Raw genomic sequence first — 23430 nt, forward strand, 5'->3', positions numbered from 1 at the left:
CGCCGCGTCACGCGACTTCGGAGCGCGGCCGCCGAGCCTCGACGACGTAGCTCGCGCGGACGAGCCGGGCCAGCGCGGAGCGCACGGCATCGGTGCGCTCCGTGTCCCACCCCTGCGCCAGCCCGACCGATCGCACGAGCGCGCCCGCGACCTGCCGGGTGTCGGCGAGCGTGAGTCCCGCGCCGACCGCCGCGCGCACGTACCCCGTCAACGCGGACCGCATCAGCTCCGTGTTGGGCTGGCGCGCAGCGGCAAGGTGGGCGGCGAGCCGCTCGAGCGCGGCGTGGAGCGCCTCGGGCGTCGGTGGATCGGTCGGCTGGAGCGGTGCGTCGGGCATCGAGTCGGACATCGTGCGGCGGGGAGAGCGTCACCCCCGAGTATCGGCCGCGATCGCACCGGCTGGACCGGCCCGGCGTGACGTTCTCGTGGAGTGCGGGGGCTGCCGCCTAACGGCCGCCGGCGAACGGCCGCCGCCGAGCGCCGGTGGGCGGATCTCAAGATCGCGGGAAGACGCGACGAGACTGTCGGCTGTCACCCACTCCTCAATGCCCTCGATGGCCGCTCACGAGCTTCTCCACGCGCTGACCGAGACCCTGGCGGCGTTCGCCGATCCGATGGCGACGCAGCCGGACCGCGTCGCCGCCCTGCGCGCCGCCGCGCGGGCCGCCCGGCACGGCAGCCTCGAGATCAGCGACGGCGGCGGCCAGGTGACGGTGGACGGTCAGCTCGCGCCCGCCCTCGCGCTCGGCGAGGACGCGGTGATGCGCGCGATGCGGGCGCACGGGATCCGGCGGCTCGTCGTGCGGCGCCATGCCGGCGCGCGCGACATCGCGCAGCTCGCGGGACTGCTCGCGCGCCAGCCGTCGGGGAGCGCCGCGGAGAGCGGCGTCGCGCTCGTGCGCGAGCTGGACGAGCTGCGGCTGTGGAGCGTGCGCCTCGTGCCCACCGAGGACGCCAGCGACGCGCCGCTCCCCGACGCGGTGGAGGCGGCGCTGAAGCGGCTCGTCGGCGTGAACGGCGCGGCCGTGTCGGACGCGGTGCAGGCGCTCGTGAGCGCGCTCACCGACGCGGTGAAGCGCGACCCGGCGCAGCGCGCGCGCACCGTCGCGCACGCGATCGCCCGCGCGCTCGTCGACGCACCCGAGGTGGCGCGCGAGGCGGTGCGCGAGGCGCTGCGCGCACAGGCGGCGACGGTGCCGATCCTCGTCGCGCTCGCGGACGCCGTGGTGGCGACGGACGAGCGCACGCGGCAGGACGCGCGCACCGTGTTCGAGGCGGCCGGTCCGGCCGGGCCGCAGGGGCTCGTCGCGCTGCTCGCGTCGGCGAGCACGATCCGGCAGCGCCGGCGGTGCTTCGACGCACTGATCGCGGTCGGCGGCGCGGTGCCGGCGCTCACCGCCGCGCTGTTCGACGCGCAGTGGTACGTCGTGCGGAACGCGGCGCAGCTCCTCGGCGAGCTGCGGGCGGAGGAGGCGTGCGGGGCGCTGGAGCGTACGCTGCACCACGCGGACACGCGGGTGCAGGTGGCCGCCGCGGCGGCGCTGGAGCAGATCGACACCGTCACGGCGCGCGCCGCGCTGCAGACGATGGCCGCCGACCAGTCGCCCGAGGTGCGACGCATCGCGGCGCGCGCGTTCGGCGGCGATACCGACGGCGCGGGCGGCCCGATCGCGCCGGGCGCCCAGCCGGTGCAGCGGCTCATCGCCGCGCTCGACCGCGAGACGGACCCGGAGACGTTCCTGGAGCAGATCCGCGCCCTCGGCGCCGTCGGGACGCCGGACGCGATCCAGCGGCTGCTGCGTCTCGTGAGCGGCTCGGCCCACCCGCCGCAGCCGCTGGCGGCGCGCCTCGCCGCCCTCGACGCGCTCGTGCACGCGCGCGGCTCGGCGGCGGTGCCGATGCTCCGCGAGCTGCGGCAGGACCGCGACCCCGCGATGCGCGCCGCGGCGCGCCGCTGGGTGTCGTCGGTCGCTGCCTGACGGAGAGGGCAAGAGGGCAGGAGGGCAAGAGGGCAGGAGGGCGAGAGGGCGGGAGGGGCCTGATGTTTGCGGGCAGCCTCCTTCCCTCCTGACCTCCCGCCCTCCTGCCGTCCCGCTCGTAGATGTCCGATCTGGGCCTCCCGGCCGAGCTGCTCGAGCTGCTCTGCCGGCAGGTGGATCCCCTGGCCGAAGTCGAGGTGCTCCTTCTGCTGCATCGCACGCCGGAGCGTGCGTGGCGGGCGGAGGCGGCCGCGGCCGAGCTGCGCGTCGACGCGCGAACGACGGCGCGTCATCTTGCGGCGCTCGTGGCGGGGCGGCTGCTGCAGTCGGAGGACGACCCGCCGGCGTACCGCTACGCGCCGGCCTCGCCGTCGCTGCACGCGGCGGTGGAGCAGCTGCGCGTGCTGTACGACACGCGTCCCGTGTCGCTCGTGCGTCTGCTGTACGAGGGGCCGTCGCGGGCGGTTCGCTCGTTCGCCGACGCGTTCCGGATCCGGAGGGCGGAGTGAGGTCCGAGCCGTGATGGCCCTCGTCGTCTACCTGCTCTGCGCCCTCACGAGCGCGGCGTGCGCGGTGCTCCTGTGGCGCGGCTACCGGCGGTCGCGGGCGCGGCTGCTGCTCTGGAGCTCGCTGTGCTTCTGGGGCTTCTGCCTGAACAACGTGCTGCTCATCGTCGACGTGCGGACGCCGGACGTGGATCTCTCGCTCTGGCGCTCGGTGCCGGCGGCGGCCGGGCTGGCGCTGCTGCTCTACGGCCTGGTGTGGGACGCCGATGCCTGACGAGCGCGCGGTGATCCTGCTCGCGGGGGCGATGGTGACGGCGTACGCGACGGCCGCGCTGTTCTTCGTGCGCTTCTGGCGGCAGTCCCGCGACCGTCTGTTCGCGCTGTTCGCGGCGGCGTTCGTGCTGCTGGGGGCGCAGCGGCTGGCGCTCGCGCTGCTGCCGGAGGGGCCGACGTCGGTGGTGTGGCCGTACGTGGTGCGGCTCGCGGCGTTCCTGCTGATCCTGGCCGCGGTGGTGGATAAGAATCGGCGGTGAGGCGGGATGATCCACTGCGGGACGATCCACTGCGGGACGACTGACGGCGGGACGACTGACGGCGGGACGCTAGACTGCGGGACGATCCACCGCGGGACGATCGACGGCGGGACGATCGACCGCGGGTACCCCAGCGGCGCGTACCTAGTCCCTAGGGGGGCTCCCCCCCTTCGCCCAAGGTGCTAGGCGCCGGACGCGCCGCCGTACCATTCCGACGCCGACCCGATCCCTGAGAACGCGATGGGATCCCGCCGTCGATCGTCCCGCCGTCAGTCGTCCCGCCGTCGATCGTCCCGCCGTCGATCGTCCCGCCGTCAGTCGTCCCGCCGTCAGTCATCCCGCCGTCAGTCGTCCCGCCGTTTAGATCCCGATCCGTGCCCCCCTCCCGCCCCCCGCCGCCCTCATGGCGCCCGGCGTCAGCCGCGCGCTCGCCGACTACCGCGCCGTCCGCGTCGCCGAGGTCCGCTACGAGCTGCGCCTCGACGTCAGCGCCACCGGCGACGCCGCCCGCGCGTCGAACGGCGCGCCGCGCGCCGCGCCCGACACGGTGCGCGGCCACGTCGTCGTCCGATTCCGCCGCGCCGCGCCGGGCGACGTCATCCTCGACTTCCGCGGCCCGCGGCTCGCGAACGTGCGCGCCGACGGCGTCGCGTTAGGCACCGGCGCGTACACCGCGAACGGCGCGCACGTGCGCGTCCCCGAGCGTGCGCTGCGCTCGGCCGTCGGCGGCGAGAGCGTCCTCGAGTTCGACTTCTCGGCGCTCGCCGCACCGGCGGGGGCGAGCGTCATCCGCGTGCACGACGCGGCCGACCGGAGCGACTACCTGTACACGCTCCTCGTCCCCGCCGACGCGAACCAGCTCTTTCCCTGCTTCGACCAGCCCGACCTGAAGGCGCGCACGACGCTCACGCTCGTCGTGCCGCGCGGCTGGAGCGCGGTGTCGAACGGCACGCTCGCCGACAGCGCGGCCGACGAGCGCACGACGACGTTCCGCTTCGCCGAGTCGCGGCCGATCAGCACGTACCTCATCGGGTTCGCCGCCGGACCGTGGGCGCGCGTCGAGCGCACCGCGGAGGGGCGCCCGGTGACGCTCTACGTGCGCCGCTCGCGCCTCCAGGAGCTCGGCGCCGACGCCGACAGCATCATCGCCGCGAACGCGCGCGCCGCGCGGTGGCTCGAGACGTGGTTCGGCGTGCCGTTCCCGTTCCCGAAGCTCGACGTCGTGCTCGCGCCGGCGTTCCCGTTCGGGGGCATGGAGCACCCGGGGGCGATCTTCTACAACGAGAACTCGTTCATCTACCGCGAGCGTCCCACCCGCCCGCAGCTGTTGGGCAGGGCGTCGACGATCTATCACGAGGTCGCGCACCAGTGGTTCGGCGACCTCGTGACGATGCGCTGGTTCGACGACCTGTGGCTCAAGGAGGGGTTCGCGACGTACATGGCGGCGAAGGTGCAGGCCGGGCTCGACCCCGCGTCCGACGCGTGGAAGACGTTCTACCTGCGCAACAAGCCGATCGCGTACAACGTCGATCGCACGTTGGGCACCGTGCCCGTGTGGCAGGCGCTCGACAACCTCGACCAGGCGAAGAGCGCGTACGGCCCGATCGTCTACAACAAGGCGCCGGGGGTGCTGAAGCAGCTCGACGCGCTCGTCGGCGACACCGCGTTCCGGCGCGGATTGCACGACTTCCTCTCGGCGCACGCGTACGCGAACGCGACGTGGCGCGACCTGCTCGCGTCGGTCGGCACCGCGGCCGGTCGATCGTTAGGCACGTGGGGCGAGGCGTACTTCCTTCGCCCGGGGATGCCGGTCGTGACGCAGACGCGCGGCACCGACGGCGTGACGCTCGCGCAGCGCGCGTCGCAGCCGTCGCTCTCCGGCGCCGCGCCGTGGCCGATCAAGACGGAGGTGCTGTTCGCCGGCGGCGGGCGCGAGGTGCGCGTGCCGGTGGAGCTGCGCGCGGCGACGACGCGCGTGCCGACCCCCGCGGCGGTGCCGCGCCCCGACGTCGTCTTCGCGAACGCCGGTGACCTCGCGTACGCGGGCGTGGTGCTCGACTCGGCCAGCGCGCGGTGGGCGTTATCGTTTGCGGGGACCGTCGGCGATCCGCTGCTCCGCGCGATGCTGTGGGGCACGCTGTGGGACGAGGTGCGCGACGCGCGGCTCGACCCCGCGCGCTTCGTGGAGTCCGTCGTCGCGGCGCTGCCCGACGAGCGCGACGAGGAGATCGTGCCGTTCCTGCTCGGCCGCCTGACGCGCGCCGTGAACGCGTACCTCGCGCCGGCGCGCCGCGACCGGCTGCTGCCCGCCGTCGAGCGCGCGCTCCGCGCGGGGGCCGACGACGGCGCCCGCAGCTACGGCGTGCGCAAGGCGCATCTCGACGCGCTCGTCGCCGTCGCCGGCACCCCCGCGGCGCTCGCCGCGCTCGACTCGCTGCTCGACCGGCCGGAGGCCGCCGGCGCGCCGCTCCGCGCGCCGACGCGGTGGGCGATCGTGACGCGGCTCGTGGCCGCGAACGCGTCGGACGCCGAGCGACGGCTGGCCGAGGAGACGGCGCGCGACACGACGGACCCCGGACGCCGGTCGGCGTTCGTCGCCGGCGCGGCGCACCCCACCGCGGCGGCGCGGCGCGCGTACTTCTCCCGCTACCTCGACGATCCGTCGCTGAACGAGGAGTGGGCGACGGGGAGCCTCGGCGCGTTCGACGATCCGCGCGCCGCGGCGCTGTCGCAGCCGTACCTGCGCGCCGCGCTCGACACGCTGCCGTGGCTGCAGCGCAACCGGCGCATCTTCTACGTCAACACGTGGACCGACGCGTTCCTGTCGGGGCAGACGAGCGCCGAGTCGTTAGGCATCGTGCGCGCGTTCCTCGCGGCGCGGCGCGACCTGCCGGCGGACCTGCGCCGGAAGGTGCTACAGGGGGCGGACGAGCTGGAGCGGACCGTCGCGATCCGGCGGCGGTGGGGAAGCATGAGTCGTTAGGCATCCGATTCGGAGGAGACATGCGAACGCTCGTCGCCGCACTCGCCGCCGTGCTCCTGTCCTCGGCCGCCCGCGCGCAGCCCCGCGAGCGGCCCAACATCCTGTTCATCATGACCGACGACCACGCGGCGCACGCCATCGGCGCCTACGGGTCCAAGGTCAACGAGACCCCGAACCTCGACCGGATCGCGCGCGAGGGGGCGCTGCTCACGAGCGTCTTCGCGACGAACTCCATCTGCACGCCGAGCCGCGCCGCGATCCTCACCGGGCAGTACTCGCACCTGAACGGCGTCACCGTGTTCAACCGCTTCGACAGCGGGCGCATGACGGTCGCGCGGCTGCTGCAGGCGGCCGGCTACTACACGGGGATGATCGGCAAGTGGCACCTCGGCAGCGACCCCGTGGGCTTCGACCGGTGGGAGATCCTCCCCGGGCAGGGCGCGTACTTCGACCCCGTGTTCTACAGCGCGACCGCGGAGACGACGTACACCGGGCGGTACGCGACCGACGTCATCACCGAGCGCGCGCTCGATTTCCTCGCGCACCGGCCGCGTGGGAAGCCGTTCTTCCTCATGATGCACCACAAGGCGCCGCACCGGCCGTGGGAGCCCGAGGCGTCGCACGCGGCGCACTTCGCCGACCGGCACATCCCCGAGCCGGTGACGTTCTGGGACGGCTATCAGACGCGCACCGACGCGCTGCACGAGAACCGGCAGCGTGTGGCCACGGACCTGACCAACCGCGACCTGAAGCGCGCCCCACCGCCCGGCCTGACGGATTCGGCGCGCGCCGCGTGGTGGGCCGCGCGGCCCGACACCGTCGTCGTCACCCGCGACGGCCGCGCCGTCACGCTCACCGGCGACGCGCTCACGCGGTGGAAGTACCAGCGCTACATGCAGGACTATCTCGCCACCGTCGAGTCGGTGGACGAGAGCGTGGGACGCGTGCTCGCGTACCTCGACCGCGCCGGCCTCGCGCGCAACACGCTCGTCATCTACACGAGCGACCAGGGCTTCTTCCTCGGCGACCACGGGCTGTTCGACAAGCGGTTCATGTACGAGGAGTCGATCCGCATGCCGTTCCTCGTGCGCTGGCCGGCGGGCGGCATCCGCGCCGGCACGCGCAGCGACGCCATGGCGCTGAACGTCGACTTCGCGCCGACGTTCCTCGACGCGGCGGGGCTCCCGCCGTCGCCCGACATGCAGGGGCGGTCGCTGCTCCCCGTACTGCGCGGCCGGCCGCCGCGCGACTGGCGCACGTCGATGTACTACCGCTACTACCACGACCCGGGCGACCACAACACCCGCGCGCACTACGGCGTGCGCACGGCGACGCACAAGCTGATCTACTTCTGGAAGAAGGATCAGTGGGAGCTGTTCGACCTCGTGCACGACCCGTACGAGCTGCACAATCTGTACGGCGAGCCCGGACAGGAGGCGCTCACCGCGTCGCTGAAGGCGGAGCTGGCGCGGCTCAAGCGCGCCGTGCGCGACGACGACCAGCTCGCGGACGTGCAGCTGCCTAACGGCGTCGACGGCTCGGTCGCGAAGCTGCGTGGGAAATGAATGCGACCTTCCGTTTGGACGGGATGCACAGGATGGACAGGATGACAACCACCAAAGCCACTATTGTCGTTCGTTCTCATCCTGTCGGTCCTGTGCATCCTGTCCGAAGGAACGGCACGAGCAGGATCCTGTCCGCCGCGCTGGCGCTCTGCGCCGCCGAACTCGCGCCTGCGCAGCCGTCGTCCACGACGGGTGCCACGACGGAGGTCACCGTCCCCAGCACGACGTACCCGCGCGGCCGTCACGCGTGGGTGTACACGCCCGCCGGCTATCCGGCGTCCTGTCGCGGCGCGTGCGATCTGATCGTCGCGTTCGACGGTGCGATGTACCTCGGCGCGATGCCGCTGCCGGCGATCCTCGACTCGCTCGTCGCCGCGGGACGCACGCCGCCGACGGTGGCGGTGCTGTTCGACAACGGCGCGCCGCCCGGCCGCATCGCCGATCTCGCGAACTCGCGCCGCTTCGCCGCGTTCGTGGCCGAGGAGCTGGTGCCGTGGACGCGCGCGCACTACGCGGTGACGCGCGCCGCCGATCGCACGATCGTCGCCGGCAGCAGCGCGGGCGGGCTCGCCGCGGCATACGTCGCGCTCGCGTATCCCGCGGTGTTCGGCAACGTGCTGTCGCAGAGCGGCGCGTTCTGGCGCGGCGACGAGGGCTCGAACGCTCCGCCGTACGAGTCGCTCACGCGGCGCTACGCCGAGTCGCCGAAGGCGGACGTGCGCTTCTTCCTCGACGTCGGATCCGAGGAGACGGTCGGTGCCATGGGCGGCGCGGCGCCCGCGTTGCTCGACGCGAACCGCCGTCTGCGCGCGGTGCTCGAGCGGAAGGGATACGCGGTCGCGTACCACGAGGTCCCCGGCGGCACGCACTCGCCCGAGTCGTGGCGCGCGCGGCTGCCGGTGGGGATCGTGACGCTCGCGCCGGCGTCGGGCCGATGACCGACGACAGCTGGTTCGCGAGCCTCGTCTGCCCGGTGTCGTTCGAGCGGGCGAGACGGGACGTCGTGCGGCTGACCGCGTTCTTCGTGGCGCTGCTCGCGGCGGCCTATCTGGTCACGCGGGCGAGCTGGATCCCCGTCGTCCTTCTCGTCGACTTCCTCGCGCGCGGCTCCGGCCGGCGCGCGTGGAGTCCCCTCGGCCGCACCGCGCAGTGGCTCGCGACGCGGTCGCGCCGGCCGCCGGTGCTCATCGACCTCGCGCCGAAGCAGTTCGCCGCGCGCGTCGGTGCCGTGCTCACGCTCGGGATGGTCGCGACGCACTGGGTCTGGCCGCTCGTCGCGGTCGGACTGGCGGGCGTGTTGTGCGTGTTCGCGCTGCTGGAGAGCGTGGGCAACGTCTGCGTGGGGTGTCTCCTCTACACCCACCTCATGGTGCCGCTGGTGCGACGTCGCCCGCCGACGGCCTAGGGTGTAGCTTCGGGCCGTCTCGCTCCCCATCACCGGACGTCATGCGACCCAGAGAGCTCACCGCGCGCGGCCTGATACTCGGCGCGCTCATCACGACCGTCTTCACCGCGGCGAACGTGTACCTCGGCCTGAAGGTCGGGCTCACGTTCGCGTCGTCGATCCCGGCGGCGGTGATGTCGATGGCGATCCTGAGCGCCGTCAAGGACTCGTCGATCCTCGAGAACAACATCGTGCAGACCGTCGCCTCGGCGGCCGGCACGCTCTCGGCCATCATCTTCGTGCTGCCGGGGCTCGTGATCGTCGGCTGGTGGACGCAGTTCCCGTTCTGGCAGTCGTTCCTCATCTGCCTGAGCGGCGGCGTGCTCGGCGTGCTGTTCACGATCCCGCTGCGGCGGGCGCTCGTCACGACGTCGGACCTCCCGTATCCCGAGGGCGTCGCGGCGGCGGAGGTGCTGAAGGTCGGATCCGGCACGCGCGGCGAGACGAAGGACGACACCGGCGAGGCACGCGAGGGACTGGTCGCCGTCATCCTCGGGTCCGTCGCGTCGTCGGGGCTCGCGGTGCTCACCGGCACGCGCGTGCTCGCGGGAGAGCTGAACGGCTTCTTCCGACTCGGCGCGACCGCATCGACGGGCTACAACATCGCGTGGTCGCTCGCGCTGCTCGGCGCGGGCCACCTCGTCGGGCTCTCGGTCGGCATGGCGATGCTCGTCGGGCAGATCATCTCGTGGGTGATCGCGGTGCCGGTGCTCACGTCGATGCACGCGCCCGAGGCCGGGCAGTCGCTCGCCGCGTACACGACGGCGATCTGGCGGACGCAGGTGCGGTTCATCGGCGCCGGCACCATCGCCGTCGCCGCGATCTACACGCTCGGCCGCCTCGCGCGGCCCGTCGTCGGTGGGCTCGTGAGCACGCTGCGCGCGTCGCGCGCGACGGAGACCGGCGACGACAGCGACCGCGACCTCTCGCCGCCGTGGATCCTCGCGCTCACCGCGGGGTGTCTCGTGGTCGCCGCGTACCTCGCGTACACGTTCGTGCGCGCGACCGTGCTCGCGCCGAGCGCGGTACCGCTGACGCTCATCGCGGTGCCGTTCGTGCTCGTCGCCGGCTTCCTCATCGCCGGCGTGTGCGGCTACATGGCGGGGCTCATCGGCGCGTCGAACAGCCCGATCTCCGGCGTCGGCATCCTCTCGATCGTACTGTGCGCGTCGGTGCTCGTGCTCGCGGTCACGCCGACGGACACGACGCGGCTGCCGCTCGTCGCGTTCGCGCTGTTCGTGACGGCGATCGTGTTCGCGTGCGCGACGATCTCGAACGACAACCTGCAGGACCTGAAGACGGGGCAGCTCGTCGGCGCGTCGCCGATGCGGCAGCAGATCGCGCTCATCGTCGGCGTCGCGGCCGGCGCGGCGGTGATCCCGTCGGTGCTCAACCTGCTCGCGAAGGCGTACGGCTTCGCCGGCGCGGCGAACGTCGGCGTCGTCGCGCCGAACCCGCTCCCGGCGCCGCAGGCGACGCTCATCTCCGCGCTCGCGCAGGGCGTCATCGGCGGGCACCTCGAGTGGACGATGATCGGCATCGGCGCGCTCGTCGGCGTGGCGCTCATCGCGATCGACGCCGCGTTGGGGGCCGCCGGCAAGCTGCGCATCCCGCCGCTCGCCGTCGGCATCGGCATCTATCTCCCGATGTCGGCGACGTTCGCGGTCATCATCGGCGCCGTGCTCGCCCACTGGTACGACGGCCGCGTGCGCTCGGCGCCGAACCCGGAGCGCGCCGAGCGGTTAGGCACCCTCGTCGCGTCGGGGCTCATCGTCGGCGAGAGCCTGTGGGGCGTGATCAACGCGGGCCTCATCGTCGGCCTGTCGAAGGACGCGCCGATCGGGATCGTGCCCGAGGACTTCGCGCTGGCCCCGTGGCTCGGCGCGTTGGGCTTCGTGGGCGCGGTCGTGTGGCTGTACGGGTGGATGCTCCGTCGCGCGCGCGCGGCCTGACGCCCCCCCCCGCGACGCCGCCCCGCACCATGAACCCGACCCGACTCGAGGCGTTCAGCGACGGCGTGCTCGCCATCATCATCACGATCATGGTGCTGGAGCTGCGCCCCCCGCACGCCGCCGAGTGGAGCGCGCTGCGGCCGCTGTGGCCGGTGTTCCTGAGCTACGTGCTGAGCTTCGTGAACCTCGGGATCTACTGGAACAACCACCACCACATGCTCCACGTGACCCGTCACATCGACGGGGCGATCCTCTGGGCGAACCTTCACCTGCTGTTCTGGCTGTCGCTCGTCCCGTTCACGACGGCGTGGATGGGCGAGAACCACTTCGCGGCGGTGCCGACGGCGGTCTACGGCGCGGTGCTGCTGCTCGCGGCGGTCGCGTACTTCGTGCTGCAGCGCACGATCATCCGGAGCCAGGGCCCGCACTCGGTGCTCGCCGCGGCGGTCGGTCGCGATCGCAAGGGCAAGGTGTCGCCGGTGCTCTACGCCGCGGCGATCCCGTCGGCGTTCGTCGACCCGCGGATCTCCGGCGCGCTGTACGCGATCGTCGCGCTCATGTGGCTCCTGCCGGATCAGCGCATCGAGCGCGTCGTGGCGGCGCGGGGCGCGGCGGATCATCCGGCGCCGTAGGCGGCAGTGCCGATGGGGTGGGAAGCGAATGTGTGGAACGCGGTGTATCGTGAGGTTCCGCGTTAGGCCGTGGTTCAGCGTACGCAGTCCAATGAGCGTTCGGCAGACCAGGAGAACTCCATGCCACGTCTCTGGAAGAAGGGCCGCGGGAAGCTCGGCGTCCTCGCGCCGCTGCACGGCGCGTGGGTCGCTGAGGCGGAGTCACCGCGTGGGCCACTGCGCTGCTATCGACAGCTCGCTCCGGTACTGGGCGGCAAATACTTGCAGCTCGATGTCCGCTGGGAGTTCGGGTCCGCGACCGCGGGCGCGGCATACGAGGAGCGCGCGCTGATCGGCGAGGGCGCCGACGGGGCCGTGGGTTTCTGGTCGTTTACGTCGGACGGCAAGCGCTCGGAGGGGACGCTCGCCGACGTCACGGACCTGCACGCGGAAGCCGTGGGCTTCGAAGCCGACATGCCTGCGGGGCGGGCGCGGATGGCCTACTGGCCCGCGGAGGACGGCGGGTTCCACTGGGTGGTGGAGGCCAAGACGAAGGCGGGCTGGCGTCGATTCACCGAACACCACTACCGTGCGGCCCCGGTGAGCTCTGGCGTTAGGCGGTCCTCCGAACGGCACGATGGCAACGTCGCCGCTGAATCTCTCGCACCGCTCACGACACCATGACCGCACCACCCATTTCCATTCGTCAGGTGGAGCTGGCGGCGATCTCCGGGATGCGCGAAGCGTATCGCGCGGAGCAGGACTGCCAGGTCGTCCACGATTCGATTCACACTCGTCGCGGCTGGACACGCGAGTTCGCAATCGCCGAGGGCGATCGCGTGGTGGCGTACGCCTCGCTTGCCGTCGATGGGCCATGGCGCGATGAGCCAACCCTCTATGAGCTCTACGTCGTGCCTGACCGGCGGTCACGAGCGTTCGCGATCTTCGAGGCGTTTCTCGAGGCGACCAAGCCGCGGCGGTTCGAAGTCCAGTCGAACGACCTGCTCCTGACGACGCTTGCAGTCACCTTCGCCCGAGAGCTCGCAACCGAGAAGGTGGTTTTTCGCGACGATGAGACGACGTCACACACGATCCCGGGCGCCACGCTGCGATGCCTCACACCTGCAGCGGAAATCCAGGAGGCGATGAGCGAGCGTGCCGGCGGCGGTGAGTGGGCGCTCGAAGTGGCTGGAATCGCCGTCGGAAAGGGTGGACTCCTCTTTCACTACAACCCGCCGTACGCCGACATCTATATGGAGGTCGACGAGCCGCATCGGCGCCGGGGCTACGGCGGCTATCTCGTCCAAGAGCTGAAACGCCTGTGTCGCGAGCTCGGTGCGGTGCCCGGAGCGAGGTGCGATCCGACGAACGCCGCGTCACGGCGAACGCTTCAGCGCGCTGGGCTCGTCCCATACGCGCACATCCTGATCGGGTCGTTTCATCAGGATCGCTAGCCGCTGCCGCCGCCGCGGAGCCGCGCGACACGACGCTAGCGAACATCACCACGAGCCCGCAATGACGATAAGCCGCGTCAGCCAGATCGTGTTGGCGGTCAGCTTGGTGCTGTTCCCACTCTCGATCCTGACCTACTGGCTGCTTTATCCGGCCTATGGTCTGCTCGATTCCGTGGCGACGCTCCGCGCGATCGACGGACACGCCGCGCGTACCGCGACGGCGGACGTCTTCGTTTTCACCGGCGCGTTTCTCGCGGCTCCGGCGACGCTCGCCCTGATGCGCGTCCTCAACGCACGGTCTCCGAGACTCGCCGCGATCGGCGGCGCGCTGCACTTGATCGGTTGGATCGCGATCATCGGGGTCGTGATGGGAGACGTCATTGCCGTGCAGATGGTCAACGGCGGCACTCCGTCGCCCGACATCGTGCAACTGTATCGACACATCATGAGCAGTCCGCCAGTGATCGCGCTCAACATCATCGCGACGCTTCACGTGATCGGAGGGACGGTACTCGGCGTCGCGCTTTGGCGGACGCGCGTCGTGCCATCGTGGGCCGCCGTCGCGGCGACGTTTGCCCAGCCGACCCACCTCGTCTCGAATGTCGCGGGCATCCTCTGGATCGACGCGATGACGTGGATCGCGTTGGCGGCGGCGTTCGCGTTCGTCGCCACGGTGGTGCTTCGGCCTTTCGGGGACGCCGCGGGATCGACGCCTCCTCGCGCGGCGCCTAACGTTGCATGAACCTGACAGGCGGGTCTCGGTAGCGGCGCGGCTGCGCCCTCGCCGCATTTTATTGTGTTCGCCTGCAGGTCATGCTCGGCGTTAGGCCGCCATCCACATCGTCGAACGCATGCCGGATACTCCGATCCTCCGTCACTTCTGGCTCGTCGTGCTGGCCGTGATGCTCGTGAACCTCGTGATCTGGCGGCAGCGCCTGAAGGCGGTCGTGGCGACGGGGCAAGCGACCCGCGAGGAGGCGCGCGAATTTCTGAGGGGCGTGGCGATCGTCGTCGCGGTGTTCTCGCTGGCGGGGGAAGGCATCGTCCTGGCGCCCGGGTGGCCGAACCCCCTGTGCTTCTATTCGGAGCCGTGGTCGGCACCCGGCGCGTTGGCCATGTGGGCGCTCACCGCGCTCGCCTGGGGCGGGTTGCTGGCATGGGTATGGCTCGGCGCCGGGGCAGAACGGCTCGCACGCCTCGGCGCCGTGCTGGTGGCCAAGCCGATGCCGGGGCGTACGTACTCGGCGCGCCAGGTGCGGCTGTACGTCACCGGGATGATCGCCGTCATCGCGATCGGACTCGCGATCGAGTTCACGGTCATGCCGAAACTTCCGCGCTGCGTCAGCACCCACGGCCTGACGACTGGTTGAAGCTGCTTCTTTCATGACACCTACCCACATGCTCGGTCTCGTCGCTGCGTGGGCCGCGGAACGGCTCGGCGCGGCGAACTACGATCCGCTCCATAACGCCTGAGCGCCGACGCCTGACGGACATGACTCTGAAGCGGATGGACAACGTGGGCATCGTCGTCGAATCCCTCGATGCCGCGATCTCGTTCTTCTCCGAGCTCGGCCTGAGGCTCGAGGGCCGAGCCATGATCGAAGGCGAGTGGGCCGGGCGCGTCACCGGACTCGGGTCCCAGCGCGTCGAGATCGCGATGCTGGTCACCCCGGACGGCCACGGTCGGCTCGAGCTCTCGCGATTCCTCGCCCCACCCGTCGTCGCGGATCACCGCGGCGCGCCGGTGAACGCGCTCGGCTACCTGCGCGTCATGTTCACCGTCGACGACATCGACGACACGCTCGCCCGGCTCCGCACGCGCGGCGCGCAGCTCGTCGGCGACGTCGTTCAGTACGAGCAGGCGTACCGGCTCTGCTACATTCGCGGACCCGAAGGAATTCTCATCGGGCTCGCGGAGGAGCTCGGCCACGGCGCGCCGGCACCACGAAGCTGAGGCTCCAGCAGATGCGAGACCGCAGAGCGTTTCTGACGTTCCCGGCGCTCGTGGCGCTCCTGGCGCTCGCCGCCGGCGGGTGCGCCGCGGGCGCTCGCACCCGCGCGCCCGCGTCTCGGCCGGCCCTCGGCCCGGGGACGGAGTCGATCGTGGCGGCGCCCGGCGGACCGGTCGGGCTCTGCGAGCCGCGCGACGGACCGACGCGGGTCTGCGGGTGGGCGCCGGCCGCGCAGGTGGAGCGCTGGCTCGGCGAGGTCGACCGGCTGATGCGCGAGCCGGCGCGATTGCAGGCGCGCAGCACGCGGGACCTTCGCCTCTCGGACTCGGTGACGGTGCACGTCACGCGGAACGGCGCCGGCGCCGAGCGGCCCTACCAGCTCGTCTTCGCCGACGGCCGGCGGCATCTCGCGCGCGGCGCGCCGCTCACGACCGACGCCGGCGCCGACTTCCTCGTCCGGCTGCGCGACGCCGTCGCGCGCGCCCGCAGCCACTGAGGCCGGCCGCCGGATGCCTAACGAATCCGCCGCCGCCTGACGATGCGTGCCCGGCTACCGCGCCGGATGCTCGTGGAGGAGCATCCACGACGTGCCGAACCGGTCCCGGAGCTGGGCGAAGCGCGACGCGAAGAACGTCGTCTCCAGCTTCATGAAGATCTGCCCGCCGTCGGCGAGCAGGGCGTAGACGCGCTCCGCCTCCGCCGCCGTGTCCAGCGTGAGCGTCACGTACGCGCTCCGCATCGGCTCGGCCCCCGGGATGTCGGCGCCCATCAGCACCGCGTTGCCCAGCTCGAGCCGGGCGTGCAGTACCTTGTCCCGCCACGCCTCCGGAAGTCGCCCGCTCATCGGACCGTTCGCGTGCGTCGTCAGCCCCGTCACCTTGCCGCCGAGGTGCTGCTCGTAGAATCGGAACGCGTCCTCGCAGGTCCCGTCGTAGTTCACGTAGATATCGGTTCTCATCGCATCCTCGTGGGAGTGGCCTGGCCGTCGGATCTCGGGGGGGGCGCCGCTGCGGCCCCCCATGTCACGTCGAACGACAGCCGCCGAAATCGACACACCTGGATGATCGCGCCGGCGCGGCCCATTCTCACGTGCCCATGACCACTTCACGCGTCGACGACATGGAGCGTGTCCTCGTCGGCTCGGCCGACCCCGAGATCGTCGCGCTCGAGACGCGTCTCCGCGCCGCGCAGCTCGACGCCGACGTCGCCGCGCTCGACCTGCTGATCGCCGAGGAGCTGCTGTTCACGGGGCCCGACGGACAGTTAGGCACCAAGGCGCAGGACCTCGCGGCGCACGGCTCCGGCGTCGTGCGCTTCCGCGCGCACGAGCCCGAGGAGCTCCGCATCCGCCGCGTCGGCGCCGACGTCGCCGTGGTCGCGCTCCGTGCGCGGCTCGCGGTGGAGGTGGCCGGCGCGCTCGTGCGCGGCACGTATCGCTACACGCGCGTCTGGGCGCGCGAGGCGGGTGGGCCGTGGCGCGTCGTCGGCGGCCACGTGAGCGAGGTGCCGGCCACGTGAGCGCGCGCCGTGCCTTCATCCTCGCCGTTCTCTGCGCGGCGTGCGGCGGCGACCGGCGCCCGCGCGCCACGGACTCGGCACGCCCGACGCCCGCCACGCGCGTGGTCCCGACGTCGGGCGCCGCGCCGGCGCCGTTAGGCGAGGGCGACTTCGCCGTCGGGGAGCTGCACGAAGGGCTCGACACCGCCGCGGTGCGCCGGCTGCTCGGCGCCCCCGACTCGGTGAAGGTCGAGGACAACCCGTACGATCCCGGCGGCAAGCTCCGTACGTGGCGCTACCGCGACGTCGCCATCGAGCTCGCGGACGAGACGGTGTACGGCATCGCGCTCGACGGGCCCGGCGTCGCCACCGCGCGCGGGCTGCGCGTCGGTGATCCCGCGGACCGCGTGCGTGCGCTCTACGGCGCCGCGGCGGCGGACGGCGACGACTGGGAGTACACGGATCCCGCGAACCCCGGCATGCACGTGGTCCGCGTGACCGTGAAGAACGGTCGCGTCGCCGCGATCTACGTCGGCTCCATCCTGGACTGAGGGTGCGCGACGCCGACCTGCCCCCGCCACGCGTCGCCGTCGCGGCCGACGTCCCCGCGCTCCGTGCGCTCATCGACGACTCGGCGCGCGGCCTGAGCGTCGGGTTCTACACGCCCGCGGAGATCGACGCCGCCGCGACGTACGTGTTCGGGGTCGACACGCAGCTCGTCGCCGACGGCACGTACTTCGTCGTCGACGCGCCCGATGGACCCGCGGCGGCGGGTGGCTGGAGCGCGCGGCGCACGCTCTACGGCGGCGACCAGATGAAGGCGGCCGAGGACCCGCGGCTCGATCCGGCGACCGAGCCGGCCCGGATCCGCGCGTTCTTCGTGCACCCCCGGTGGGCGCGCCGCGGCCTCGCGCGCGCGATCTACGCCGCGTGCGCCGAGGCCGCGTGGGCGGCGGGCTTCCGCGCGTTCGAGCTCATGGCCACGTTGCCAGGCGAGCCGTTCTACCGCGCGCTCGGCTTCGAGGTGGTCGAGCGCGTGACCACCCCACTCCCCGGCGGCGTCGACGTGCCGTTCGCGCGCATGCGGCGGCCGATCGACCCGCCGGACGATTCACCGTGAGCCCGCCATGTCACTCCCCCCACCCGACCCGCGATCGCTCGAGGGAACGCTCCGCACGTGGGCGCTCGCCTACCCCACCGCCACGGAGGATTTCCCGTGGGGGGAGCGCGCCATCAAGGTCGGCGGCAAGGCGTTCCTGTTCCTCCGCGGCGCCGGCCCGACGGTGAGCTTCTCCGTGAAGCTCCCGCACTCCGCGGCCGAGGCGCTCGAGCTGCCGTACGTGGAGCCCACCGGGTACGGGCTCGGGCGGCACGGCTGGGTGACGGCCACCGTCGACGCGGGGCGCGACGCGCCGCTGGACACGTTCCGCGCGTGGATCGACGAGAGCTTCCGCGCCGTCGCGCCGAAGCGGGTCATCGCCTCGCTGCCGCCGGCGTCTCGTTAGGCACGGCGTTGGCCGCGCATCTCCTCCTCGTCCGCCACGGCCGCTCGGCGCACGTGCACGGCGGAGCGCTGCTCGACCGGGAGGGGATGGAGCGATGGCGCACCGCGTACGACGCGGCGGGGATCGCCGACGCGCCGCCGGCCGCGCTCGTGCACGAGGCGGCGCTCGCCGACCGCATCGTGGCGAGCGACATGCCGCGCGCCGTGGCGTCGGCCGAGCGGCTGGCGGGCGGCCGCGCGGTGACGGCGTCGCCGCTGCTCCGCGAGGTGCCGCTGCCGATCCCGACGTGGCTCCCCGGGCGGGCGCCGCTCGTGGTGTGGGGCGCGCTCATCTCGCTGCGCTGGGGGATCGACATCGCGCGCGGCCGCGACGCGCTGCCCGAGTGGCTCGAGCAGGCGCGCGCCGCGGCCGCGTGGTGCGACGACGCGTGCGGCGCCGACGGCACGGTGGTCGTGGTCACGCACGGCGTCTTTCGCCGGCTGCTGGCGCGCCGGCTCGCCGCCACCGGGTGGCGCGCGGCGCCGGGGCGGCGGAGCTACGCGCCGTGGAGCGTCTGGCGCCTATCGCGCCCGAGTGCGGCCTAGTGCGCGCCCGCCAGCTCGTCGACCTCCGCCCCGCAGATCTCGAGGATCACGCGGTGGAACCGCTCCTCCCTCTCGCCGAGCCACGGCTGGAGCTGGAGCTGCCGGGCGTGCGCGATGGTCTGCGCCGCGCGCCGGAAGAAGTGGCGGTACCGCGGATCGTTCCAGATGTGGGCGGTGGTCGGCATGACGGGAGCCGCTGGGGGTAGGCGGTGCGGCTCGCGAACACGAGGTCCGCGAACGGTTCGGCGGGGCCTCGGTAGCACCATATGTGCCGGCGCCCCGTGGCGCTGTGGCGAGCGACACGGCAACCCCGAGGTGGCGTACGTCCCGCACATTCCTGTCGGCCGAGTGGCGGCAGCTCGTCATGCTCGACTACGACGTCGATCCGGGGATCCTGCGGCCGCTGGTCCCGGCGGGCGTCGCGCTCGACCTGCTGGACGGGCGCGCGCTCGTCACCGTCGTCGGCTTCCGCTTCCTGCGCACCCGCGTGCTCGGCGTCCCGATCCCGCTGCACCGCGACTTCGACGAGGTGAACCTGCGGTTCTACGTGCGGCGCGAGCTGGCGGGGGGCGAGGTGCGCCACGGCGTCACGTTCGTGCGCGAGCTCGTCCCCCGGCTCGCGATCGCGCTCGTCGCGCGGGCTTTGTTCAACGAGCCCTATCGCGCGGTGCCGATGCGCAGCTCGACGACCGGCCGACTGTCGTACGAGTGGCGCAGCGATGGCCTCTGGCAGTCGGTGTCGGCGACGCCGAGTGGCGAGCCGGCGGAGCCGCCGGCGGGGTCGCAGGCGGCGTTCGTCACGCGGCGTCACTGGGGGTACACCCGCCAGCGCGACGGCCGCACGATCGAGTACGAGGTGCGGCACCCGGTCTGGCGGGTGTGGCGCGCCGAGGCGCCGCGGCTCTCGGCCGACGTCGCCGGGCTGTGGGGCGAGGCGTTCGTGGCGCCGCTCGCCGGCGCGCCGTCGGGGGCATCGATCGCCGACGGGTCGGCGGTGACCGTGTCGGCGCCGCGGTGGATCCGGTAGCGCTAGGCAGGCGGCCCGAACCACGTGGTCAGCGCGTCGACGAGCCCCGCCGCGGTCCGGTCTCCGACCCACGCCACGTGTCCGTCGGGCCGCACGAGCACGGCCGCGGGCGCCGGGACCGTCCCGATCGCGGGCAGCTCCCAGGGGCCGGCGTACGTGCCCCGGATCGACCGGACGCGATCCGCCCACGGTGCGATGTCCAGGCCGTCGGCATCGCCGAGGTCGAGCAGCACCGGCCGGGCATCGTGCAGGAGGGTGAAGACCCGCTGTGGCCCATCGGCGGTCGTCAGGTCGAGGTCGGGCATCCGGCGGCCGAGCAGGGGATGGCCGTCGCCGAGGTCGTAGTGAATGTCGAGCCCGGACATCCGCGCGCCGAGTCGTCTGCGCGGCTCGTCCATCGCGAGGAGCTCGGCCACGACGTCGCGCAGCGCCTCGGTGCGGTCGTCCGGACGGAGCAGCGCGACCTGCGCCATGGTGTGGCGCAGCACCCGCGCGGCGACGGGGTGTCGCTCCGCGTGGTAGGTGTCGAGGAGGCTCTCCGGCGACGTCTTCCGGACGACCTGGGCGAGCTTCCATCCCAGGTTCACCGCGTCCTGCACGCCGGTGTTGAGCCCCTGCCCGCCGATCGGGGAGTGCACGTGCGCGGCGTCGCCGGCGAGCAGCACGCGCCGGTCGCGGTAGGTCGCGGCCTGCCGGGCCATGTCGGTGAACCTGGAGAGCCAGGTCAGGCTGTGGACCCCGAAGTCGGTCCCGCACGCGGCGACGAGCGCCTCGCTGAGATCGCGCAGCGTCGGCTCACCGGCCGCCCCGACGCGCGGCTCGGGGACCATGACCCGGATCGGTCCCTCGTCCTTGAACACCACCTGGCCGTCACGGATCTCGTAGTGCTCCCGGCCGAACGCATGGGTGCCGAGCGCGGAGCGGTGGATGCCGAGCGGGGGCGTCTCGGTCATCTCGACCGCGGCGATCAGGCTGCTCTGCGTCGCGTCCCAGCCGGGGAAGTCGATGCCGGCCGTCTTGCGGACCACGCTGCGTCCCCCGTCGCACCCGACGAGGTACTCCGCCCGCAGCGCGGTGCCGTCGGACAGCTCGACGGTCACGCCGCCGTCGTCCTGGGTGAAGCCGGTGACGTCGCGCTCGCGATGGAACGGCACGCCCAGCTCGGCGACCCAGCCGGCCAGGATGCGCTCGATGTGGTTCTGCCACAGACCGAGGCCATAGGGGTGCCGCGTGGGGAAGTCGCTGATGTCCAGGCGGATCTGCGCGAACCCGCCGACCTGGGCCACCTGTCCCTCCGAGAGGAACCGGTCGGCGATCCCACGCATGTCGAGGATCTCGATCGTGCGGGACTGCAGGCCGCCCGCGCGCGAGCCGGCGAGACCCTGGTTGGCGCGGCGCTCGACGATGCCGACGTCGATCCCCGCCACCGCCAGCTCGCCCGCCAGCATCAGCCCCGTCGGACCACCGCCGGCGATCACCACTGCATGCTCGGTCATCACGTCGCTCCTCCGATGTCCGTGGCTCTCACGTCGGCCGGACCGTCCGACCGAGGCCGGCGACTCTACGGGGGCCCCCCGGGCTTGCCGCAAGCCCCGGGGCGGGCTATAAGCTGGACGTGGCGAGGAGGCGCTGCCCTCCTGCCGCTCCGCTGCGCGGTGGACGAACCCGCGCCCGACACGGCCCCGGAGTGAGCGATCCTCCGCGCGTGAGCCCGTGAAACGCTCCGCCCTCCCCTGCCCCCGGTCCATGCGCCCGACCGCATCGCTCGCCTCGCTCGTCCTGCTGCTGTCGACGTCCCTCGCTGCACAGCCGGCGCGCCGCGCCCCCACCGTCGACGACCTGCTCGGCATGTCGACGCTCGCCGGCGCGGCGATCTCGCCGGACGGCAAATGGGTCGCGTATGGCGTGACGACCGCCGACACGAAGCAGAACGCGTACGTCACGCGGCTGTGGGTGGCCGACGTCGCGACCGGCGCGCGCCGGCAGCTCACGAGCGGCGACCGGAGCGTCGGCGCGTACCGCTGGTCGCCCGACTCGCGGTGGATCGGCTTCACGAGCGATCGCGTGGGCGGCCGGTCGCAGCTGTTCGCGATCCACCCCGACGGCGGCGAGGCGGTGCAGCTCACCGACGCGGAGGCGGGCGTGCAGGGGTACGCGTGGTCGCCCGACGGCCGCACGGTCGCGTTCACGAGTGCGCCACCGCCGGACACGGTGAAGGCGCGGCGCGAGCGCTACGGCGATTACGAGGTGGTGCGCACCGAGTACGCGTACGCGCACCTCTTCACGGCCGACGTCGACAGCGCGATGGCGGGCCTCGCCGCCCCGCGAAAGGGACGGCAGCGCACGCGCGGCACGACGATGAGCGTGCAGGGCTTCGAGTGGTCGCCCGACGGCACGCGCATCGCCTTCGCGGCGACGACGAACCCCGATCTCGTGCAGGGCGCGACCGCCGACATCTACGTGCTGTCGCTCGGCGACGACCGGGTGCGCCGAGTCGTGTCGCAGCCGGGGCCCGACGGCGACCCGCACTGGTCGCCCGACGGCCGCTCGCTCGTGATCACCTCGGCGATGGGCCAGGACCGCTACTTCGCGCGCCTCTCGCGCCTCGCCGTGGTGCCGGCCGACGCGGAGGGCGCGACGCCGCGATCGATCACCGACGGGGTCGACGAGGACGCGGCGTTCGTCGCGTGGCGGCCGGAGGGGATCTACTTCGCGGCGTCGGAGCGCACGGCGTCGCACCTGTTCCGCGTCGACCCGGCCACCGCGCGCGTGACGCGCGTCTCCGCGCCTAACGATTTCATGGGCGGCGCATGGACGGTGTCGGCGACCGGGCGCGCGGCGACGATCGTCTCCTCGCCGACGGCGCTCCCGGAAGTGGCGGTGGTGGATCTCGCCGGGCGCGGGCCGTTCGCGCCGCGCACGCTGACGGCGATGAGCGACCAGGTGCGCGGCCTCGCGTTGGGCACGCGCGAGCTGATCACGTGGAAGAGCCAGGACGGCGCGACGATCGAGGGCGTGCTCGTGAAGCCGGCGGGGTGGGCGCCTAACGAGAAGCGTCCGCTGCTCGTCGTCATCCACGGCGGCCCGACGGGGATCGACCGGCCGACGCTCATGGACACCCGCAACTATCCGGTCGACGTGTTCGCGGCGCGCGGCGCGCTCGTGCTGAAGGTGAACTACCGCGGCTCGTCGGGCTACGGCGCGGCGTTCCGCCGGCTGAACGAGCGCAACCTCGGCGTCGGCGACGCGTGGGACGTGCTGAGCGGCGTCGACACGCTGATCGCGCGCGGGTGGGTCGACTCCACGCGCATGGGCGCCATGGGCTGGAGCCAGGGCGGCTACATCTCGGCGTTCCTCACCACGACGACGACGCGCTTCAAGGCGATCAGCGTCGGCGCGGGGATCAGCGACTGGGCGACGTACTACTACAACACCGACATCACGCCGTTCACGATCAACTACCTCGGCGCCGACCCGGTGGCCGACGCGGAGATCTACCGCAAGACGTCGCCGATCTCGTACGCGATGGGCGCGAAGACGCCGACGCTCATCCAGCACGGCGAGCTCGATCGCCGCGTGCCGATCGCGAACGCGTACGAGCTGCGCCAGGCGCTCGTCGACCGCGGCGTGCCGGTGGAGATGGTCGTGTACAAGGGGTTCGGCCACGGCGTCACGAAGCCGCGCGAGCAGCGAGCGGTGATGGAGCACAATCTCGCGTGGTTCGGGCACTGGGTGTTCGGCGATTCGGCGAGCGACGTGCGCGCCGTGCTCACGAGCGGCGGTCAGGGAGCCCAATCCGACGCGACGCGGCAGCCGTAGCGACGGGCACCCGACACGA

The 23430-nt window shown here is 72.8% G+C and carries 27 protein-coding genes; 23 read left to right on the forward strand and 4 right to left on the reverse strand.

Going from position 1 to position 23430, the window contains the following annotated elements:
- Positions 1-7: 7 nt before the first annotated feature.
- Complete coding sequence (locus J421_RS04810; RefSeq protein ID WP_025410035.1) at positions 8-349, reverse strand: hypothetical protein; 342 nt, start codon at positions 347-349, stop codon at positions 8-10.
- Positions 350-554: 205 nt separating this feature from the next.
- Between J421_RS04810 and J421_RS04815 the strand changes: the two genes are divergently transcribed.
- From J421_RS04815 to J421_RS04895, 16 genes are all read left to right on the forward strand, one after another.
- Complete coding sequence (locus J421_RS04815; RefSeq protein WP_025410036.1) at positions 555-1979, forward strand: HEAT repeat domain-containing protein; 1425 nt, start codon at positions 555-557, stop codon at positions 1977-1979.
- 122 nt (positions 1980-2101) lie between these two features.
- Positions 2102-2488, forward strand: coding sequence for a hypothetical protein (locus J421_RS04820; protein WP_025410037.1), 387 nt, complete (start codon positions 2102-2104; stop codon positions 2486-2488).
- Between the two features lie 13 nt (positions 2489-2501).
- On the forward strand, positions 2502-2759 hold the full coding sequence (locus tag J421_RS04825; protein ID WP_025410038.1) for a DUF5985 family protein: 258 nt from the start codon (positions 2502-2504) through the stop codon (positions 2757-2759).
- The gene (locus J421_RS04830; RefSeq protein WP_169738638.1) at positions 2752-3018 is read left to right on the forward strand and encodes a DUF5985 family protein; all 267 of its coding nucleotides are present in this window, start codon (positions 2752-2754) and stop codon (positions 3016-3018) included. The genes J421_RS04825 and J421_RS04830 overlap by 8 nt, the downstream gene beginning before the upstream one ends.
- Before the next feature lie 403 nt (positions 3019-3421).
- Positions 3422-6001 carry a M1 family metallopeptidase gene (locus J421_RS04840; protein ID WP_104022260.1) on the forward strand — a complete coding sequence of 860 codons (2580 nt, stop codon included), beginning with the start codon at positions 3422-3424 and terminating at the stop codon, positions 5999-6001.
- Positions 6002-6021: 20 nt separating this feature from the next.
- On the forward strand, positions 6022-7566 hold the full coding sequence (locus J421_RS04845; RefSeq protein ID WP_025410040.1) for a sulfatase family protein: 1545 nt from the start codon (positions 6022-6024) through the stop codon (positions 7564-7566).
- Between the two features lie 41 nt (positions 7567-7607).
- A complete protein-coding gene (locus tag J421_RS04850; RefSeq protein WP_260525840.1) occupies positions 7608-8504 on the forward strand; it encodes an alpha/beta hydrolase in 897 nt (298 codons plus the stop codon).
- Positions 8501-8971 (forward strand): DUF4395 domain-containing protein, encoded by a 471-nt coding sequence (locus J421_RS04855; RefSeq protein WP_025410042.1) that lies wholly within the window; start codon positions 8501-8503, stop codon positions 8969-8971. The genes J421_RS04850 and J421_RS04855 overlap by 4 nt, the downstream gene beginning before the upstream one ends.
- A 41-nt stretch (positions 8972-9012) precedes the next feature.
- Entirely contained in the window at positions 9013-10962 is a 1950-nt protein-coding gene (locus J421_RS04860) for an OPT family oligopeptide transporter (RefSeq protein ID WP_025410043.1), read from the forward strand.
- Between the two features lie 29 nt (positions 10963-10991).
- Positions 10992-11594: a TMEM175 family protein gene (locus tag J421_RS04865; RefSeq protein ID WP_025410044.1), complete on the forward strand. Its 603-nt coding sequence runs from the start codon at positions 10992-10994 to the stop codon at positions 11592-11594.
- 120 nt (positions 11595-11714) lie between these two features.
- Entirely contained in the window at positions 11715-12257 is a 543-nt protein-coding gene (locus tag J421_RS04870) for a hypothetical protein (RefSeq protein ID WP_148306154.1), read from the forward strand.
- Positions 12254-13027, forward strand: a complete 774-nt coding sequence (locus J421_RS04875) for a GNAT family N-acetyltransferase (RefSeq protein ID WP_104022262.1) — start codon at positions 12254-12256, stop codon at positions 13025-13027. The genes J421_RS04870 and J421_RS04875 overlap by 4 nt, the downstream gene beginning before the upstream one ends.
- 61 nt (positions 13028-13088) lie before the next feature.
- A complete protein-coding gene (locus tag J421_RS04880; protein ID WP_025410047.1) occupies positions 13089-13769 on the forward strand; it encodes a hypothetical protein in 681 nt (226 codons plus the stop codon).
- Between the two features lie 109 nt (positions 13770-13878).
- On the forward strand, positions 13879-14397 hold the full coding sequence (locus J421_RS04885; protein ID WP_025410048.1) for a hypothetical protein: 519 nt from the start codon (positions 13879-13881) through the stop codon (positions 14395-14397).
- A 122-nt stretch (positions 14398-14519) separates the two neighbouring features.
- Positions 14520-14981: a VOC family protein gene (locus tag J421_RS04890; protein WP_025410049.1), complete on the forward strand. Its 462-nt coding sequence runs from the start codon at positions 14520-14522 to the stop codon at positions 14979-14981.
- Positions 14982-14992: 11 nt separating this feature from the next.
- The gene (locus J421_RS04895; RefSeq protein WP_025410050.1) at positions 14993-15475 is read left to right on the forward strand and encodes a hypothetical protein; all 483 of its coding nucleotides are present in this window, start codon (positions 14993-14995) and stop codon (positions 15473-15475) included.
- Between the two features lie 54 nt (positions 15476-15529).
- Here J421_RS04895 and J421_RS04900 read toward each other — a convergent pair whose 3' ends face one another.
- The gene (locus tag J421_RS04900; protein ID WP_025410051.1) at positions 15530-15937 is read right to left on the reverse strand and encodes a VOC family protein; all 408 of its coding nucleotides are present in this window, start codon (positions 15935-15937) and stop codon (positions 15530-15532) included.
- Between the two features lie 137 nt (positions 15938-16074).
- Between J421_RS04900 and J421_RS04905 the strand changes: the two genes are divergently transcribed.
- The 5 genes from J421_RS04905 to J421_RS04925 are packed head-to-tail and all read left to right on the forward strand — an operon-like array spanning position 16075 to position 18565.
- Complete coding sequence (locus tag J421_RS04905; RefSeq protein ID WP_104022264.1) at positions 16075-16497, forward strand: nuclear transport factor 2 family protein; 423 nt, start codon at positions 16075-16077, stop codon at positions 16495-16497.
- Entirely contained in the window at positions 16494-17027 is a 534-nt protein-coding gene (locus J421_RS04910; protein ID WP_025410053.1) for a hypothetical protein, read from the forward strand. The genes J421_RS04905 and J421_RS04910 overlap by 4 nt, the downstream gene beginning before the upstream one ends.
- A 2-nt stretch (positions 17028-17029) precedes the next feature.
- Entirely contained in the window at positions 17030-17596 is a 567-nt protein-coding gene (locus J421_RS04915; protein WP_201773101.1) for a GNAT family N-acetyltransferase, read from the forward strand.
- A gap of 7 nt (positions 17597-17603) precedes the next feature.
- Positions 17604-17981: an MmcQ/YjbR family DNA-binding protein gene (locus J421_RS32580; RefSeq protein WP_025410055.1), complete on the forward strand. Its 378-nt coding sequence runs from the start codon at positions 17604-17606 to the stop codon at positions 17979-17981.
- On the forward strand, positions 17909-18565 hold the full coding sequence (locus J421_RS04925; RefSeq protein WP_158508656.1) for a histidine phosphatase family protein: 657 nt from the start codon (positions 17909-17911) through the stop codon (positions 18563-18565). Before J421_RS32580 ends, J421_RS04925 begins: the two co-directional genes overlap by 73 nt.
- On the opposite strand, the gene J421_RS04930 is transcribed toward J421_RS04925, so the two are convergent.
- On the reverse strand, positions 18562-18750 hold the full coding sequence (locus J421_RS04930; RefSeq protein ID WP_025410057.1) for a hypothetical protein: 189 nt from the start codon (positions 18748-18750) through the stop codon (positions 18562-18564). The genes J421_RS04925 and J421_RS04930 overlap by 4 nt on opposite strands.
- A 179-nt stretch (positions 18751-18929) precedes the next feature.
- On the opposite strand from J421_RS04930, the gene J421_RS04935 reads away from it, so the two are divergent.
- Complete coding sequence (locus J421_RS04935) at positions 18930-19592, forward strand: YqjF family protein (protein WP_025410058.1); 663 nt, start codon at positions 18930-18932, stop codon at positions 19590-19592.
- A gap of 2 nt (positions 19593-19594) precedes the next feature.
- Here J421_RS04935 and J421_RS04940 read toward each other — a convergent pair whose 3' ends face one another.
- Positions 19595-21088: an FAD-dependent monooxygenase gene (locus J421_RS04940; protein WP_025410059.1), complete on the reverse strand. Its 1494-nt coding sequence runs from the start codon at positions 21086-21088 to the stop codon at positions 19595-19597.
- A gap of 250 nt (positions 21089-21338) precedes the next feature.
- On the opposite strand from J421_RS04940, the gene J421_RS04945 reads away from it, so the two are divergent.
- Positions 21339-23411, forward strand: coding sequence for a S9 family peptidase (locus tag J421_RS04945; protein ID WP_025410060.1), 2073 nt, complete (start codon positions 21339-21341; stop codon positions 23409-23411).
- The last annotated feature ends 19 nt before the right edge of the window (positions 23412-23430 follow it).

The sequence above is a fragment of the Gemmatirosa kalamazoonensis genome (assembly GCF_000522985.1).
Classification (GTDB): domain Bacteria; phylum Gemmatimonadota; class Gemmatimonadetes; order Gemmatimonadales; family Gemmatimonadaceae; genus Gemmatirosa; species Gemmatirosa kalamazoonensis.

Bases quoted from the DNA above. Each gene is read 5' to 3' on its own strand.
- J421_RS04810 (WP_025410035.1), bottom strand. From the start codon at position 349: ATGTCCGACTCGATGCCCGACGCACCGCTCCAGCCGACCGATCCACCG.
- J421_RS04815 (WP_025410036.1), top strand. From the start codon at position 555: ATGGCCGCTCACGAGCTTCTCCACGCGCTGACCGAGACCCTGGCGGCG.
- J421_RS04820 (WP_025410037.1), top strand. From the start codon at position 2,102: ATGTCCGATCTGGGCCTCCCGGCCGAGCTGCTCGAGCTGCTCTGCCGG.
- J421_RS04825 (WP_025410038.1), top strand. From the start codon at position 2,502: ATGGCCCTCGTCGTCTACCTGCTCTGCGCCCTCACGAGCGCGGCGTGC.
- J421_RS04830 (WP_169738638.1), top strand. From the start codon at position 2,752: ATGCCTGACGAGCGCGCGGTGATCCTGCTCGCGGGGGCGATGGTGACG.
- J421_RS04840 (WP_104022260.1), top strand. From the start codon at position 3,422: ATGGCGCCCGGCGTCAGCCGCGCGCTCGCCGACTACCGCGCCGTCCGC.
- J421_RS04845 (WP_025410040.1), top strand. From the start codon at position 6,022: ATGCGAACGCTCGTCGCCGCACTCGCCGCCGTGCTCCTGTCCTCGGCC.
- J421_RS04850 (WP_260525840.1), top strand. From the start codon at position 7,608: ATGACAACCACCAAAGCCACTATTGTCGTTCGTTCTCATCCTGTCGGT.
- J421_RS04855 (WP_025410042.1), top strand. From the start codon at position 8,501: ATGACCGACGACAGCTGGTTCGCGAGCCTCGTCTGCCCGGTGTCGTTC.
- J421_RS04860 (WP_025410043.1), top strand. From the start codon at position 9,013: ATGCGACCCAGAGAGCTCACCGCGCGCGGCCTGATACTCGGCGCGCTC.
- J421_RS04865 (WP_025410044.1), top strand. From the start codon at position 10,992: ATGAACCCGACCCGACTCGAGGCGTTCAGCGACGGCGTGCTCGCCATC.
- J421_RS04870 (WP_148306154.1), top strand. From the start codon at position 11,715: ATGCCACGTCTCTGGAAGAAGGGCCGCGGGAAGCTCGGCGTCCTCGCG.
- J421_RS04875 (WP_104022262.1), top strand. From the start codon at position 12,254: ATGACCGCACCACCCATTTCCATTCGTCAGGTGGAGCTGGCGGCGATC.
- J421_RS04880 (WP_025410047.1), top strand. From the start codon at position 13,089: ATGACGATAAGCCGCGTCAGCCAGATCGTGTTGGCGGTCAGCTTGGTG.
- J421_RS04885 (WP_025410048.1), top strand. From the start codon at position 13,879: ATGCCGGATACTCCGATCCTCCGTCACTTCTGGCTCGTCGTGCTGGCC.
- J421_RS04890 (WP_025410049.1), top strand. From the start codon at position 14,520: ATGACTCTGAAGCGGATGGACAACGTGGGCATCGTCGTCGAATCCCTC.
- J421_RS04895 (WP_025410050.1), top strand. From the start codon at position 14,993: ATGCGAGACCGCAGAGCGTTTCTGACGTTCCCGGCGCTCGTGGCGCTC.
- J421_RS04900 (WP_025410051.1), bottom strand. From the start codon at position 15,937: ATGAGAACCGATATCTACGTGAACTACGACGGGACCTGCGAGGACGCG.
- J421_RS04905 (WP_104022264.1), top strand. From the start codon at position 16,075: ATGACCACTTCACGCGTCGACGACATGGAGCGTGTCCTCGTCGGCTCG.
- J421_RS32580 (WP_025410055.1), top strand. From the start codon at position 17,604: ATGTCACTCCCCCCACCCGACCCGCGATCGCTCGAGGGAACGCTCCGC.
- J421_RS04930 (WP_025410057.1), bottom strand. From the start codon at position 18,750: ATGCCGACCACCGCCCACATCTGGAACGATCCGCGGTACCGCCACTTC.
- J421_RS04935 (WP_025410058.1), top strand. From the start codon at position 18,930: ATGCTCGACTACGACGTCGATCCGGGGATCCTGCGGCCGCTGGTCCCG.
- J421_RS04940 (WP_025410059.1), bottom strand. From the start codon at position 21,088: ATGACCGAGCATGCAGTGGTGATCGCCGGCGGTGGTCCGACGGGGCTG.
- J421_RS04945 (WP_025410060.1), top strand. From the start codon at position 21,339: ATGCGCCCGACCGCATCGCTCGCCTCGCTCGTCCTGCTGCTGTCGACG.